Here is a 15,539-nt window from a genome sequence, read left to right as displayed (position 1 = left end):
TCAGCAACCTCAAGACTGACCCACCATCCCACCACCTTGGATATGGACTCAAAATGAACTCAAAGCCGACTGCAAACAAGATTGCAGATATCTACGAACTGTCTCCCATTCAGCAAGGGCTGCTGTTTCATGCGCTGTATGCCCCAAACTCCGAAGCCTATTTCGACCAAAACAGTGTCACCCTTCAGGGGCCGCTTGATGTCGAAGCATTCAAACAGGCATGGCAGCAAGCGATCGCCAGCCATCCAATTTTGCGAACATCATTTCACTGGGAAAAACTGAAAAAACCGGTGCAAGTGGTTCATCATCAGGTGCCTTTGCCCTGGCAGGAAGAGGATTGGCGCGATCGCACTGAAGCCGAACAGCAGCACCAATTGGATAGTCTGTTGACATGCGATCGCCAGCAAGGATTTGACTTCACCCAACCGCCCCTCCTGCGGTTAAGGCTAATTCGTCTCGCCGACGAAAAGTATCAATTTATCTTTAGCAAACACCACATCCTGTTGGATGGCTGGTCGCGCATGCTGGTGTTAAAGGAAATTTTTGCGCTGTACCAAGCCAGCATCCAAAAAACCTCACCCGTCCTGCCTGCGCCGCCCCCTTACCGCAACTACATTCACTGGCTGCGGCAGCAAGACAGCGCCCAGGCCGAACAGTTTTGGCGCACTGCGCTGCGGGGCATGAACGCCCCAACCCGGCTCCATGTCGATCGGGCTCCCACAGGGCCGCACCAAACCCCACGCTCTGATACTCAGCGGATTTATGTGCCAGAATCCACCACCACCGCCCTAAAAACGCTGGCACGACAGCAGCACGTCACGCTCAATACCCTGGTGATCGCTGCCTGGAGTCTACTCCTGAGCCGATACAGTGGCGAATCAGACATCACCTTTGGAGTGACCTCTTCAGGTCGTCCCACCGATTTGCGGCAGGCAGAAGAGATGGTTGGGCCATTTATCAACACCTTGCCGCTGCGGCTGCAGGTGTCGCCCGATGCATGGTTGGGACCCTGGCTTCAGCAGCTTCAGCGCCATCAACTGGAAATGCGGAACTATGAATACGCGCCGTTGGTTCAAATCCAGTCGTGGAGTGATATGCCAAAAGGAGTGCCGCTGTTTGAATATGTGGCTATTTTTGAAAATTATCCGATCGACTCAACGCTGCAACAGTCTGAACTTCCCTTACACATTCAGGCTGGACAATCGGTGAGCCAAACTCACTATCCGCTGAGCTTGGTGGCGGCGGCAGGGGCAACGTTAACCCTGGAATTGGGGTATCACTGCGATCGCTTTCATGTCTCAACCATTCAACAACTGTTGCAACATTTGCAAACCCTCCTTGAGCAGATTGCGGCCAATCCTCAACAGCAATTGGGGCACCTTTCCCTGCTGACAGATGCCGAACGACAAACACTACTCATCACTCCCAATCAAACTCAACAGGAGTACCCACGTCACGCGTGTATTCATCACTTGTTTGAAGCGCAGGTGCAGCAACATGCAGATGCCGTTGCAGTCACGTTTCAAGATCAACAGCTGACCTATCAGCAGCTTGACCAACGAGCCAACCAACTTGCCCATTCCCTTCAACAGCTTGGCGTCCGTCCAGGTGTGCGGGTGGGTATTTGCTTAGAGCGATCGCTCGATTTGCTCATTGCATTGTTAGGGGTTCTCAAGGCGGGGGGGGCCTACGTGCCCATTGATCCAACCTACCCGCTCCAGCGTCTGACCTTCATTGCTGAAAATGCCCAAATTTCAGTATTGCTAACTCAATCTTCGCTGCTATCGCTGCTGTCGCTGCCGGTCGTAACGGTGTGCCTTGATCGCGATCAGGAGGCGATCGCCACTCACAGTAAGACCAAGCCATCGTGTCTGGTTCAACCGCTACATCTTGCCTATGTTATTTATACATCCGGTTCCACTGGGCAGCCCAAAGGGGTGCAAATTGCCCATCAAGCGGTTGTCAATTTTCTGTGTTCGATGCAGCAGCGACCTGGAATCACCCAACACGACACGATGTTGGCAATCACGTCTCTTTCCTTCGATATTGCGGTGTTAGAGCTGGTATTACCGCTAACGGTGGGTGCCCGGGTCATGCTCGTTTGCCAGGCGGTAAGTGCGGATGGAGTGCAGCTCGCCAACCTGCTCAACACCTCGAATGTCACTATCATGCAGGCAACTCCGGCAACCTGGCGTTTGTTGCTGGCGGCAAAGTGGACAGGCAAGGCGAATCTAACCGCATTATGCGGAGGAGAAGCCCTCTCTCCAGATTTAGCTCAAGCGTTGCGATCGCGCTGTGCCGCACTGTGGAACCTTTACGGCCCAACGGAGGCAACGATCTGGTCAACCTGTCAGAATGTGACGGAGGGCGATCGCATTTCGATAGGTCAGCCCATTGCCAATACTCAACTTTATCTGCTCGATGCCCAGCAGCAACCTGTGCCCATGGGCGTTCCGGGAGAACTCTACATCGCCGGAGATGGAATCGCTCGCGACTACTTGCACCAACCTCGCCTCACCGCTGAAAAATTTGGCCCCGATCCGTTTAGCCAAGTTCCAGGTCGGCGCTTTTATTGCACAGGCGATCTCGCTTGCTATCACCCAGACGGAAGCCTCGAATTCTTAGGACGAATTGATCACCAGACTAAAATTCGGGGATTCCGGGTTGAACTGAGCGAAATTGAAATCACCCTGAACCAGCATCCCCAAGTTCAACAAGCCGTTGTGGTTGCGCAGAAAGATGCTTCTGGTGAAAACAGCCTGGTGGCCTACCTGGTGTTTAAGTCTGAACCGCTGAATGCTCAGGAACTCCGAACCTTTCTCAAATCTCGACTGCCAGCATTCATGATTCCATCAATCTTTGTGCGGCTGTCGGCCTTTCCCCTAACTCCCAATGGCAAACTTGATCGCCGTGCATTACCCAAACCCACCCCTGTTGATGCTTCCCAGGCTGCCCATAGAACTGCCCCACAAACCCCAACCGAACAACAGCTTGCACATCTTTGGAAAGGGTTACTCAATCTGGAACAGGTCAGCATTGAAGATAATTTTTTTGATCTAGGCGGACATTCTGTTCTCACAATTCAACTCCTAAACCAGATCAACGAAACCTTCCATATCGACCTGCCACTACGACGTTTGTTCGAAACATCTGTCCTGACTCACCAAGCCACCCTCATTGACAGGGTTCAACAATTTGGAAGTGCTGTTTTTCTGTCGGAGAATCCTGTAGATTTACAGGCAGAGATTGGTTTAGACCCAGCTATCCAGCCCGCAAGCGCAGAGAACTGTGTGTCAAATCCGACCGCTATTTTCCTCACTGGGGCTACTGGATTTCTTGGCGCTTTCCTGTTGGCAGAATTGCTGAAACAAACCCAGGCTTCCGTTTATTGTCTGGTTCGGGCTGCTAGCCAAGAGCAGGGAATGCACAAGCTGACTCAAAAGTTGTCATCTTTCTCGCTGTGGCAAGATGAGTTTTGTTCCAGAATCATTCCAGTTGTGGGAGATTTGGCAAAACCGCTCTTAGGGCTCACAGAGGAACAGTTTTCTACCCTATCTCAGCAAATTGATGTTATCTACCACAGTGGGGCATGGGTCAACTTTGTATATAGCTACGCCAACTTAAAATCAATCAATGTTTTAGGTACCCAAGAAGTACTAAGATTAGCTTGTTTGCACCAACCGAAGCCGGTTCATTTTATTTCCACGTTTAGTGTCTTCTCTGAAGGCGATCGCCAAGGGAAAGATCGAGTGCTCGAATCTGATGATCCGCAACAGGGGCATCAACTAAAGAGCGGTTATGCCCAAAGTAAGTGGGTTGCCGAAAAGCTAGTCTCAATTGCTGGCTCAAGGGGGCTTCCCGTCTGCATTTATCGCCCCGGACGGATTACAGGTGATAGCCAAACGGGGCAGTGTAATCTTGATGATTTCATGTCACATTTGATCAAAGGATGCATTCAGCTAGGTAGCGTTCCAGAGCCCGAAAACAATAGTTGGATTGATATGACTCCCATTGATTATGTCAGTCGGGCGATCGTTTACCTATCCACCCAAAACTCTGTTTTTGGGCGAGCTTTTCATCTAGTCAATCCCCATCCTATTTCAGCGAACCAGTTGCTTCATTGGATGGTAAATCAATCTGGTTATTCCCTGAAGGTAAAACATTATGAAGCATGGCGAACTCATTTAGTTCAGGTTGCTCAATCACAAGGAAATGCATTGTATCCTTACTTGCCACGCTTTATGTCAAATCCATCCGTTTCTTTGTCTACTACGCCATTTCCAGATGTTGACAATGGCAATCGAGAAGATTCCCCCGCGACGACTCGGTTTGATTGTCAGGAAACTATCCAAGTCTTGGCAAAAACATCGATAATCTGTCCCCCGGTTGATGATCACCTGCTACAAACTTACTTTTCCTATTTTGTGCAAAGTGGATTTCTGGATGCCCCCAGTTGTGTACACCCCAAAGGAGTAAAATCATGAACGCAAGCGAACAGAAGGTGATGGGAAAATACTGCAAAGCTTACTTGCTGAAACAACTGCGACAGTTTGATCAATGGGCTGAGCAGGTTCGATCTACTCGTTCAGATCAGCAAGGACTGGATGAGCAAACTGGTGCAGTGAGCCAAGAGATGACTGATGATGACATTCTCTATCTTCAAGAAAACTATGTCGTCACCCATGGGGTTTTTCTCAATGAGGACCCTGTCTTTGATTGTGTCTCTCCCGAGTGGATTATTTTCTGCAAAGAAGTTCTCAATTTTGCAGTGCCAGATCCTACGGCGGCCAACCAAGGCTAAATCGTGTTTCGATATCTTGCTTCGATCATTCGTTTGCACAATTTTCGTTTGCACAAATTTTGGAGGAAATTATGGCTACTGAACTCGACGATGTCATGCTTTACCAAGTTGTCGTCAACCATGAGGAGCAATATTCAATCTGGTTTAGCGATCGCCCCCTTCCCTTCGGCTGGCAAACAGTCGGAAAGAGTGGCACCAAGCAAGAATGCCTGGACTACATTGAAACAGTTTGGACGGATATGCGTCCGTTAAGTCTTCGAAACACTATGGAAGCGGCATCTGCTGAGGGATGAACGAATGAAATACCATGACAACCATCAAAGCAAATCCCTGGATTACTTGCCCACAACCAAATCCTGCGGCTAAATTACGCCTGTTCTGCTTACCGTATGCTGGTGGAGGGGCCTCTAGCTTTCGTGCTTGGTCAGCACCATTGCTGCCCTCCATCGAGGTTTGCCCGATTGAGTTACCCGGACGGGGTTCCCGTTTTCAAGAACCCCCCTACACACGATTGACCCCACTCATCCAGGATTTAGCTCAGGCGCTGTTGCCCTATCTCGACATACCGTTTGCCTTCTTTGGGCACAGTATGGGGGCCTTGTTGAGCTTTGAATTAGCTCAATTTTTGAGTCAAACTTACAAGCTCACCCCCACATGTTTGGCGGTTGCTGGCCGTCCTGCACCCCATCTTCCCAATTGTGGTTCCCCCATTCATGCCTTACCTGATTCTGAATTTTTGCAGAAACTACGCGAGTTTAATGGAACCCCTGAGCCCGTTCTTGCCAATGCAGAACTGATGCAAATTCTGTTGCCCACCTTAAGAGCCGATTTTGCGGTAATCGAAACCTTTGCCTATGCAGCGTCACCTGTGTTGAACTGTGCGATCGCAACATTTGGTGGACAGGACGATCCAAAAGTCAGTTTGGCGGATTTAGAAGCTTGGCGTGAACAGACCCACTCTACTTTTCTCCTTCACCTCCTTCCGGGGGATCATTTTTTCATCCACTCTACCCAAGCCCAACTCTTGTCAATTTTGAAACCATTTTTGGCTCAAACAGTGTCCCCAAGCCTCCCCCCCAAGCCTTCCGTTGATATGAGGAATCCCCATGTCTGAGTCTCAAACTTTAGGTAATTGCCGATTTTGTTCTGTTGTTTCCAAAAACAGCGGAGAAGACCCAATCGGTACTGCAGGAACCTATGATCATTGGCTAATCGTAGAACTGGCCCTCCCCTGGACTGAGAAATCTTTGCGAGAAGATCCGAAAGTTCAGCCGATTATGGCGTTGATCCAAAAAATGAGCCTCGAGGGAATGAAAATTCAAGCACTGGCGATCGCCCCCAATCAAGAATATTCGCAGCCTGGATCAACTCGTGTGCTTTACTATCGTCGGCCTGCAAAATTCTTTGCTCAGTTTGAAAAACAGGAATTTTGTATTCCAACGGAAATGCTGCCAGCCTTAGCAACAGCCCTACTCACTCGCTCACAAAACCTGCCTCAATTTGAAGTCTACCGTCAAGAGACTCAAACCATTCGGGATTTGTTCGTGTGCACCCACGGGAATGTGGATATTGCCTGCGCTCGATTTGGCTATCCAATTTACCAGACGTTAAAACGAGATTACGCACGTCACTCCAATGGAAAACTGCGTGTGTGGCAATGCAGTCACTTTGGTGGACACCGATTTGCGCCAACGTTGTTAGATTTACCAGAAGGGCGATACTGGGGACGCTTAGAACCCAACGTCTTAGATACGTTAATCAGTCGAACAGGGTCAGTAAAAGACCTATCGCCATTTTATCGAGGTTGGGCTGGGCTGACTCAACTTGCTCAAATTGTTGAACGTGAAATTTGGATACGCGAAGGTTGGGACTGGCTCAATTATCTTAAAGCCGAAAATACAATACCAGCGACCGAATCCCATAACCTTCAAAAGCCCGATGGGGTCGCGGTTCAAATTGATTTCGTCAACACGAATGGTGATACATCAACGTATCAAGCTCAAGTGGGAGAAAATGGGGAAGTTATGTCTTTATCTGCATCAGGGGATAAACAACCCTTAACAGCCTTCAAGCAATATCACGTCATTCATCTCAAGAAAAAAATTAGATTCAAACAAACCAAGCAGGACAATTGACGGGCAAAGATATGAAATTGATCAGCTAAATTGAATGGTTAAATCATCTCTTGTGCCAACAGATTTCTGGATGAGTCCGCAAAAGCCTTTCGTTATTCCGCATGAAGTTTGTGATGTATTAGTTTATGCCGTATTAATGGCAAGCAGACACGACATTTTGTGATGTGATTCAAGCATCCTTTAAATACGGCTATTACATCGTCAAACAAAAAAAGCTGCTCCTTGAATTCCTTGACCTATAGTCTTTTGAAGCCAAAAAGGAAGTGATTGCGACTCTATTGATCATGTAGGCAAACACAGCAATACATAAACACAGAGAAGCCAAATATTCTCTTTTACCATTAAGACGTACAGCTATAGAAACAGATCGACAAAAAGGGGAATTAATTGCCCTTTTGAGAGAGGAGAAACTGTTGATACCTCGCAACGATGGAGAAAAGGAAAAAGCAAAACTTTTTTCTTTTTTTGAAGCTCCTGAATAGAGGGTATCCATGTTTTACCATAAGAAGCGTTTGCAATATTTTACGAAACCCGAAAAGCCAGATCCGGTATATGCCAAGCAACTGCAAGAATTGATCGGTGGCCCATTCGGTGAAATGTCTGTGATGGCGCAATATCTCTTCCAGGGTTGGAACTGCCGTGGTCCAGCTAAATACAAAGATATGCTGCTGGACATTGGTACGGAAGAAATAGGGCACATCGAAATGCTAGCCAACATGATTGCCCATCTTGTCGATAAAGCACCTCCAGATGTTCAGGAAAATGCTATCAAGGATCCGATTGTAGAAGGGGTAATGGGTGGCATGAAAACTGAAGAGATCATTATGGGCAGTATGAGTCCCAAGCACAGTATCGTATCCGGTGGCGGTGCCATGCCTGCCGACAGCGTAGGATATCCCTGGAATGGTAACTACATTGTGGCTTCTGGCAACTTGATGGCCGACTTTTTGTCGAATGTGCAGGCCGAGGCTCAAGGCCGTTTACAAGCTGTTCGCATGTACGAGATGTCCACTGATCCGGGTGTGAAGGACACACTGAGCTATATGATTGCGCGGGACACGATGCACCAAAATCAGTGGTTGGCAGCGATCGAAGAGCTGAAAGCAGACGGGCTAGAAGGATTGCCAGTTCCTAGCAAGTTTCCCCAAGAGTTGGAGAAACAGGATGCATCTTACCAGTTTTGGAACTTGTCGGAAGGTACTGAGAGTCAGGAAGGACAATGGGCACAGGGGCCTAGCCCGGACGGTAAGGGGCAATTTGAATACCTGGAAAATCCTGAGCCGCTGGGTCCTGTTGGAGAGGCGCCTACTCCTAATCCCAAATTGTATGGCACGCTCAAGTAATTGGGTTACAAGCTGAGAGACGACATTCGTTAGAGGGTGGTTGAAACGTGTCAAATGTTCTGCCTTCGGCCCCCCAACCCCCCAATTCTAGAGGGCTTCCGAATCCTATTTTTCATTCAGAGTTCCCCAATTTTGGGGGATGTCGGGGGCGGTTTGGAAGGTAACTGGCACTTTTAAAGTATCCTCTTAGTTGCTCGACATCATTAAAAACCAGACCCTAAAGCCCTATACCGACCGCACAGGGCTTTAGGGTCTGGTTTTTAATGATTGCTGATTATACTAATTCTCTAAATGCCGACTATACATAGAGCATCCACGATCCAATCCCACTATTTCAGAGATTTCACCTCCTGAGGTGACAGTTGGTTCACCCATCGAGTAATCGCTTGCTGCAGTTGAGCGATCGACTCAAAACGCATCCATGCCAAGGCCCGCTTGAGGTCGTGCCACAATCGCTCAATTGAGTTGACTTCAGGGCAGTAGGGAGGTTGAAACAACAGAATAACGTTGTCAGGAACGTTTAAGCTGTCGGCTTGATGGGCTCTAGCATTATCCAGTTAGATGACATGCAAGTCTTGACGGAACTGAGCAGCAAAGTGAACTAGAGCAACCTCAAAACAAGCACCATTGAGATATGAGAACTCCATGAACTAGGAGGCCGCTTTGAGGTTCGACGAAACCGTAGAGCCACCGATAGAGAAACTGCCATTGCACGATCCCCACTGGCTTGACCCCAGATCCTGTCAGTTTGTGATGCTGCACTGTAAATCGCCCAACGCGAGTTTCATCATCTGCGCGAGACGGAGTTTTTTCTGCGCAAGGCGGACTTTTTGCAACACCCCGTTGGCTTTCAACCTAGCCTCGCTGGCTCAACTGATATGCTCTAGGGCTGATGGTAAACTTGCGGCGAAAGGCATTGCAAAAAGCTTCTGGGCTTTTGTAACCGACGGTTGTAGCAATCTTGGCGATTGTCTGGTTAGAGTCGTGCAACAATTCCTTAGCTTGTTGAAGGCGATGGTCGCGAAGATAGCCAAAGGCAGTCGTGCCAAACACATGACGAAACCCCTGTTTCAACTTGTGATCGTTGAGTCCGACCTGTCGCGCCAAGTCGATTAAAGACGGAGGATCCGTTGCTTGCTCAATTAAAATCTTCTTTGCCTGGTACAGTTGTTCAATATCCTGGGCACAAAGCGAGATCGAAGCCTATGGTGGGGTCTCTGTCCACAGAGCGAATTGAATTGTTAGTAGTTCCAGCGCTTTGCTCTCCAGATACAACTGCTGCATGAACCCGCATAAGGACAGTGCAAAATTTGCTGAAGCAATTGATGGATTGATTTCGTGAGTATCATTCTGGTGGTAAGACTGATTGGGCGGGTAGCAATTGTCCTTTGAGTTCCTCCAGATCTAGCTCAGTGCCGATCGGACTTGGTAAGCCTAAACATAAATATGCAGGAATGGAATACACCCGATCGGCTTTACTGGCATCGAGAGATTGGGCGATCGCATTCCCTACCCATATCTGTTTGAATCCAGACAGTTGATTTTCTCAGAAGTCAGACACCCCGGGCGAAGTCGGTGGCTTAATGAGTTTGACCGCAACTTTTCTTCTCTATACATTACATCTTGAGCACTATCAATCTGTGTGGTCTGCCTGATGGCACAACGGGCGCGATCGGTGCAGCTCCGTAGACTTCAACAGGTGAGAAGTGCCCTTTAACGTACTGAATTAGCCTACGGGTCTAGAACATTACGACGAGTAATTATTTGAGCCCCGATAGTGGGCATATTTAATGAGGAATTCAACCTGATTCAGGATAGCTCAGCCGCAGCCATGACTCTTCCAGATCACGTCTCTTCTGCTTCATTAATTGCTCTTCCCGGCTACTTGATTGTTGAGCAACTGTATCAGGGATCGAGAACGACCGTCTACCGCGCCATCCAAACCTCCACACAGCGTCCGGTTGTCCTCAAGCTACTGTGCGAGTATCCAACTTTCGCGGAACTCGTGCAGTTCCGCAACCAATATACAGTTGCAAAGAATCTGCCGATCGCGGGCATTGTTCACCCCCTAAGACTGGAAACCTGGGGCAGCCGCTCCCTGCTCGTGATGGAAGATGTAGGCAGTGTTTCCCTATCGCATTACCTAAAGCAATCAGGGAAGCAACTAGACTTACCAGACGTGCTGAAAATCAGCATTCAACTGGCGGAGATCCTGCATGAGTTGAGCCAACACCGTGTCATTCACAAAGATATCAAACCCGCCAACATCCTGCTTCATCCCCAGTCAAAACAGGTGAAGCTGATCGACTTCAGCATCGCCTCTTTGTTGCCGAGAGAGACACAAGAGATTCTTAACCCCAACGTCTTGGAAGGCACACTCGCCTATCTTGCCCCTGAGCAGACCGGACGGATGAATCGCGGCATTGACTATCGAACCGATTTCTATGCCCTTGGAGTCACCCTGTATCAACTGCTGAGCGGTCAACTGCCGTTTGAGTCGGTTGACCCCCTGGAACTGGTGCACTGTCATATCGCGAAAGTGCCCCTGCCCCTGCATCAAGTGACCGCAGGTATCCCGCTGCCCCTGTCCAAGATTGTGGCAAAACTGATGGCGAAGAATGCGGAAGAGCGCTATCAGAGTGCGCTGGGGCTGAAACATGATTTAGAGCAGTGTTTAGTACAGTGGGAGAACACAGGAACAATTTCAGAGTTTGTGCTAGGACGGCGGGACGTGAGCGATCGCTTCTTGATTCCCGAACAGCTCTACGGTCGAGAAGCCGAAGTTCAAGTATTACTCAAAGCCTTTGATCGAGTTGCTCAAGGAGCATCAGAACTCATGCTAGTGGCGGGTTTTTCCGGTATTGGTAAGACTGCTGTAGTCAATGAAGTCCACAAACCCATTACCCAGCAAAAAGGCTACTTCATCAAAGGTAAATTTGACCAGTTCAACCGCAACATTCCCCTGTCGGCGTTTGTTCAGGCACTGCGGGATTTGATGGGTCAATTGCTCTCGGAACCCGATGCTCAATTAACTCAATGTCAGGCTCAAATTCTCGAAGCAGTAGGCGACAATGGACAAGTTTTGATTGAGGTGATTCCAGAGCTAGAGAATGTGATTGGTCAACAGCCACCCGCACCAGAACTATCGGGCAGTGCTGTGCAGAATCGGTTTAACTTACTGTTCCAGAAGTTTATTCAGGTTTTTAGCACCGCCGCCCATCCCTTGACGATCTTTCTAGATGACTTGCAGTGGGCAGATTCAGCTTCGCTTCAGTTGCTGAAAGTGTTGATGGAAAGCGGTGGATATCTGCTGGTGTTGGGTGCTTATCGGGATAACGAAGTCTCGCCCGCCCATCCCTTGATGTTGACGATCGAGGAACTGAAGAAAGCAGATTTGGTCGTCAACATGATTACCCTGACTCCATTAGCGCTGGAGCATACAAATCATCTGGTTGCCGATACCTTAAGGTGTAGCCGAGAACTGGCACAACCGCTGGCTCAACTGGTCAATCGTAAAACCCAGGGCAATCCCTTTTTTACCACCCAGTTTCTCAAGGCTCTGTATGATGAGGGCTGCATTACCTTTCAGCGAAACCAGGGCTATTGGCAATGTGATATGACTCAAGTCAATGGCCTCGCTCTCACAGATGATGTGGTGGAGTTTATGGCTCTGCAATTACAGAAGTTACCCGTGGAAACACAACAGGTGCTCAAATTAGCAGCTTGTATGGGCAACCAGTTTGACTTGGCGACGCTGGCGATCGTTTCTGAACAATCCCAAACCAATGTTGCGACTGCTTTGTGGAAGGCCTTACAAGAAGGGTTGGTCATTCCGCAGAATGAAACTTACAAGTTTTTCCAGGGAAATGACCCAGCGGGCAGCGATCGCAGAAGTGAGATTACCGTTCGCTACAAATTCCTCCACGATCGCATTCAACAAGCCGCTTATTCCCTCATTCCAGATCAAGAAAAGCAATCAATTCACTACTCCATTGGTCAATTGTTATTAAATAAAATTCCAGAGTCCCAACAGTCAGAAAAGATTTTCGACATTGTGAATCAGTTAAATTATGGGATGGAGTTAGCTGATGATCAAATCATCAAAAATCAACTGACTCGTTTAAATCTTTTAGCAGCTCGGAAAGCTAAAGCTGCCAATGCCTATGCAATAGCCTTGAAGTATTTGACAGTTGGCATCAATCTTTTAGATGGCGATCGCTGGCAAAATAATTATGATCTCACCCTAACGTTGTACGTGGAAGCAACAGAAGCTGCTTACCTTTGTACGAATTTCGAGCAAATGCAGCAACTGGCGGAAGTTGTTTTACAATCTGCCACGTCACTCCTTGATAAAATCAAAGTTTATGAAATTAAGATTCTAGCTTATGCAGCCCAGATGCATCTCCAAGAAGCTGTTGAGATGGGGCTTCAAATTTTACAACTCCTGGGTGTAGAGTTTCCTGAACAGCCAACTTTTGCTGATATTCAACAGGGATTAACAGAAACATCTAACAACGTGCAGCAAGAAAAACTTGAAAATCTCATTTTGCTGCCGGAAATGACCGATCCAGAGAAGCTAGGAGCCATGTTAATTCTCTCAAGTATAGCTCCCTCGGTGTTTAAGACAACGCCAACTCTGTATCCGTTGATTGTTTTTGCTCAAGTTAATTTATCCATTAAATATGGAAACACTTATCTTTCTGCCTTTGCTTATAGTGGTTATGGATTGATCCTATGTGGTGTTTTTCAGAATATTAAATTAGGGTATCAAGTCAGCAATCTGGCTAAACAGTTGTTGTCAAAATTAAATGCAAATAAACTCAAGGCAAAAATTCTGGCGATCGATTGTGGGTATATTAGACACTGGCACGAACATCTCAAGGTGACATTACCAGATTTGAAATCAGGGTATCAAGCTGGACTAGAAAGCGGTGATTTGGAGTTTACTGCTTATTGTATTTTCTTCGAGTCTTGTCATCTATTCTACATGGGTGAAGACCTACAAGTCACAGCAGAATACATGGAAACTTGTAGCCAATTAATTCATCAATTAAGGCAAGAAGCTTCATTTTATTGGAACGGGTTATACCGACTACTAGTGGCAAATCTGATGGGTCACGCCTTTAGCCCATGCGATCTTCAAGGCAATCGATATAGTGAAGAGCAATTGTTGTTAAAGCTATTACATGCCAATGATAGGTTGGGGCTGCATATCTTGCATTCCAATAGAATGACTTTGAACTATTTATTTGGCAGAAATGATCCAGCTGTAAATGATGCTGATCTGGCTTTAGAGTATTTAGATGGTGTGACCGGGATGTTTGCTGTCCCAGTTTTCTATTTTTATGACTCTTTGATTCAAATGTCTTTGGTGAGGACGAATCATTCGGATAATTCAATCAGCGATCGCATCACCAGCAATCAACAGAAATTGCAGCAATGGTCAGAATATGCGCCCACAAACTACTTACATAAATTCTATTTGATAGAAGCTGAGCAATATCGGGTTACAGATAATAAATACCTAGCTGGAGATCTTTATGACCGGGCTATTTCCCTTGCCAAAGAGAATCAATTCTTGCAAGAAGAGAGCCTTGCCAACGAACTCGCCGCCAAGTTCTACCTTGACTGGGGCAAAGAAAAAGTTGCCGCTGGTTACATGCAAGAAGCTTATTACTGCTATACCCGCTGGGGCGCCAAAGCCAAAGTCATCGACTTAGAAAAACGCTATCCCCAACTGCTGCAACCTATCCTGCAAGCCACCAACCAGCCTCTCACCGTTTTAGAAACCTTGGCAGCGATCGTAGATCCTGCCTACTCACTTCATTCCACCTCTCAAAAAAGTTCCAGCAGCAGCATTAACCAAACCCTCGATTTTACGACCCTGCTGCAAATGTCTCAAACCTTTGCCAGCACGATCGCCCTGGATGAGCTACTGCAAACCCTGACTCAGACGATGATCGAAAATTCTGGGGCAGACCGATGCGCTTTGATGCTCTGTGAGAACAACCAATGGCAAGTACAGGTGATGGCGGATCTAGAACAGGTAACGCTGCAATCTGCGCCCCTGGAGAATAACCCCAGCATCCCCGTGAAGTTAATTCAGTATGTGAAGAACATGATGACAATGGTTGTTATAGATGATCTCGATACTGACTTACCCGTGATTGGCGATTACCTGCACCACCATCAGCCTAAGAGTGTCTTGTGTTTGCCGATTCTCAACCAAGGAAATTTGCGGGCTATTTTATACCTGGAAAATTGCGCCACCAGTGGCGTGTTTACGGGCGATCGCATCCTTATTCTCAACTTCCTCTGCACCCAAGCTTCCATTTCCCTCGAAAATGCCAGACTCTACCAGCAAGCCCAAAGCTATGCCCAACAATTGGAACAATCCCAACTGCAAATTGTTCAAAGCGAAAAAATGGCATCCCTGGGTAATTTAGTCGCTGGGGTTGCTCACGAAATCAATAATCCCATCGGCTTCCTCAATGGCAGCATCAACAACGCCAAAGACTCTGTTAGCGAACTACTCGGACACCTGACTCTCTACCAGCAACACTATCCCAATCCAGTGGCTCCTATTCAAGACAACGCAGAAGACATTGATCTAGAGTATTTGCTGGCAGACTTACCCAAGCTCCTCAACTCGATGGAACAAGCAACTGACCGAATCAAAAACATCAGCACGAGCCTCCGCACCTTCTCCCGTGCCGATACCGAATACAAAGTGAGTGCCAATCTGCATGAAGGACTCGAAAGTACGCTGCTGATTCTCAAGTATCGGCTCAAAGCGAATGAGCAGCGTCCTGAGATCGATGTTATCCGCAACTATGGCGACCTACCCTTGGTTTACTGTTTCCCAGGACAACTGAATCAGGTGTTTATGAACGTCTTGGCGAATGCAATTGATATGTTTGATGAAATGGCACAAGCCCGAACATGTGAGGAGTTGAATGCGAAGCCTCAGCAAATTACTCTCTGTACGGAGCGCGAGGGTGACCAAGTATTAATCCGAGTTCGAGACAACGGTAGGGGCATGAGCGAGGAGGTACAAGCGAAGATTTTTGACCATCTGTTCACGACGAAAGGAGTGGGCAAAGGCACAGGATTAGGGTTGGCGATCTCGCGGCAGATTGTAGTAGAGAAGCACGGTGGCAGTTTAGAGGTTCAGTCTGGGGTTGGGCAGGGGAGTGAGTTTTTGATTCGACTGCCCATCGAAAGTTGATAAATGGAAGTCAAGTACCTACTTGACTTCCA

9 protein-coding genes are annotated in these 15,539 nt (G+C 47.7%); 7 read left to right on the top strand and 2 right to left on the bottom strand.

Annotation, left to right across the window (positions count from 1 at the left end):
- Positions 1-53: 53 nt before the first annotated feature.
- The 6 genes from ACQ4M4_RS04720 to ACQ4M4_RS04695 all read left to right on the top strand — a co-directional run bounded on the left by ACQ4M4_RS04720 (position 54) and on the right by ACQ4M4_RS04695 (position 8,279).
- On the top strand, positions 54-4,484 hold the full coding sequence (locus ACQ4M4_RS04720; protein WP_430683312.1) for an amino acid adenylation domain-containing protein: 4,431 nt from the start codon (positions 54-56) through the stop codon (positions 4,482-4,484).
- Positions 4,481-4,801: a hypothetical protein gene (locus ACQ4M4_RS04715; protein ID WP_430683311.1), complete on the top strand. Its 321-nt coding sequence runs from the start codon at positions 4,481-4,483 to the stop codon at positions 4,799-4,801. The genes ACQ4M4_RS04720 and ACQ4M4_RS04715 overlap by 4 nt, the downstream gene beginning before the upstream one ends.
- A gap of 71 nt (positions 4,802-4,872) precedes the next feature.
- Positions 4,873-5,094, top strand: coding sequence for an MbtH family protein (locus tag ACQ4M4_RS04710; RefSeq protein ID WP_430683310.1), 222 nt, complete (start codon positions 4,873-4,875; stop codon positions 5,092-5,094).
- Positions 5,095-5,108: 14 nt separating this feature from the next.
- On the top strand, positions 5,109-5,915 hold the full coding sequence (locus ACQ4M4_RS04705; protein WP_430683309.1) for a thioesterase II family protein: 807 nt from the start codon (positions 5,109-5,111) through the stop codon (positions 5,913-5,915).
- The gene (locus tag ACQ4M4_RS04700; RefSeq protein WP_430683308.1) at positions 5,908-6,936 is read left to right on the top strand and encodes a sucrase ferredoxin; all 1,029 of its coding nucleotides are present in this window, start codon (positions 5,908-5,910) and stop codon (positions 6,934-6,936) included. The genes ACQ4M4_RS04705 and ACQ4M4_RS04700 overlap by 8 nt, the downstream gene beginning before the upstream one ends.
- A 491-nt stretch (positions 6,937-7,427) precedes the next feature.
- Positions 7,428-8,279 carry a manganese catalase family protein gene (locus ACQ4M4_RS04695; RefSeq protein WP_430683307.1) on the top strand — a complete coding sequence of 284 codons (852 nt, stop codon included), beginning with the start codon at positions 7,428-7,430 and terminating at the stop codon, positions 8,277-8,279.
- 329 nt (positions 8,280-8,608) lie between these two features.
- On the opposite strand, the gene ACQ4M4_RS04690 is transcribed toward ACQ4M4_RS04695, so the two are convergent.
- Positions 8,609-8,836: a transposase gene (locus tag ACQ4M4_RS04690; protein WP_430683384.1), complete on the bottom strand. Its 228-nt coding sequence runs from the start codon at positions 8,834-8,836 to the stop codon at positions 8,609-8,611.
- A gap of 298 nt (positions 8,837-9,134) precedes the next feature.
- The gene (locus tag ACQ4M4_RS04685; protein WP_430683306.1) at positions 9,135-9,386 is read right to left on the bottom strand and encodes a helix-turn-helix transcriptional regulator; all 252 of its coding nucleotides are present in this window, start codon (positions 9,384-9,386) and stop codon (positions 9,135-9,137) included.
- 724 nt (positions 9,387-10,110) lie between these two features.
- Here ACQ4M4_RS04685 and ACQ4M4_RS04680 point away from each other — a divergent pair.
- Positions 10,111-15,507 (top strand): trifunctional serine/threonine-protein kinase/ATP-binding protein/sensor histidine kinase, encoded by a 5,397-nt coding sequence (locus tag ACQ4M4_RS04680; RefSeq protein WP_430683305.1) that lies wholly within the window; start codon positions 10,111-10,113, stop codon positions 15,505-15,507.
- Positions 15,508-15,539: the final 32 nt, after the last annotated feature.

This window comes from Leptolyngbya sp. AN02str (genome assembly GCF_050565595.1).
Taxonomy (GTDB): Bacteria; Cyanobacteriota; Cyanobacteriia; order Elainellales; family Elainellaceae; genus Kaiparowitsia.
The sequence above is the reverse complement of the archived record's forward strand: the minus strand, read 5'-3'. Positions and strand labels throughout refer to the sequence as shown.

What these genes read in the sequence shown, in the direction of transcription:
- ACQ4M4_RS04720 (WP_430683312.1), top strand. Translation starts at nt 54, where the DNA reads ATGAACTCAAAGCCGACTGCAAACAAGATTGCAGATATCTACGAACTG.
- ACQ4M4_RS04715 (WP_430683311.1), top strand. Translation starts at nt 4,481, where the DNA reads ATGAACGCAAGCGAACAGAAGGTGATGGGAAAATACTGCAAAGCTTAC.
- ACQ4M4_RS04710 (WP_430683310.1), top strand. Translation starts at nt 4,873, where the DNA reads ATGGCTACTGAACTCGACGATGTCATGCTTTACCAAGTTGTCGTCAAC.
- ACQ4M4_RS04705 (WP_430683309.1), top strand. Translation starts at nt 5,109, where the DNA reads ATGACAACCATCAAAGCAAATCCCTGGATTACTTGCCCACAACCAAAT.
- ACQ4M4_RS04700 (WP_430683308.1), top strand. Translation starts at nt 5,908, where the DNA reads ATGTCTGAGTCTCAAACTTTAGGTAATTGCCGATTTTGTTCTGTTGTT.
- ACQ4M4_RS04695 (WP_430683307.1), top strand. Translation starts at nt 7,428, where the DNA reads ATGTTTTACCATAAGAAGCGTTTGCAATATTTTACGAAACCCGAAAAG.
- ACQ4M4_RS04680 (WP_430683305.1), top strand. Translation starts at nt 10,111, where the DNA reads ATGACTCTTCCAGATCACGTCTCTTCTGCTTCATTAATTGCTCTTCCC.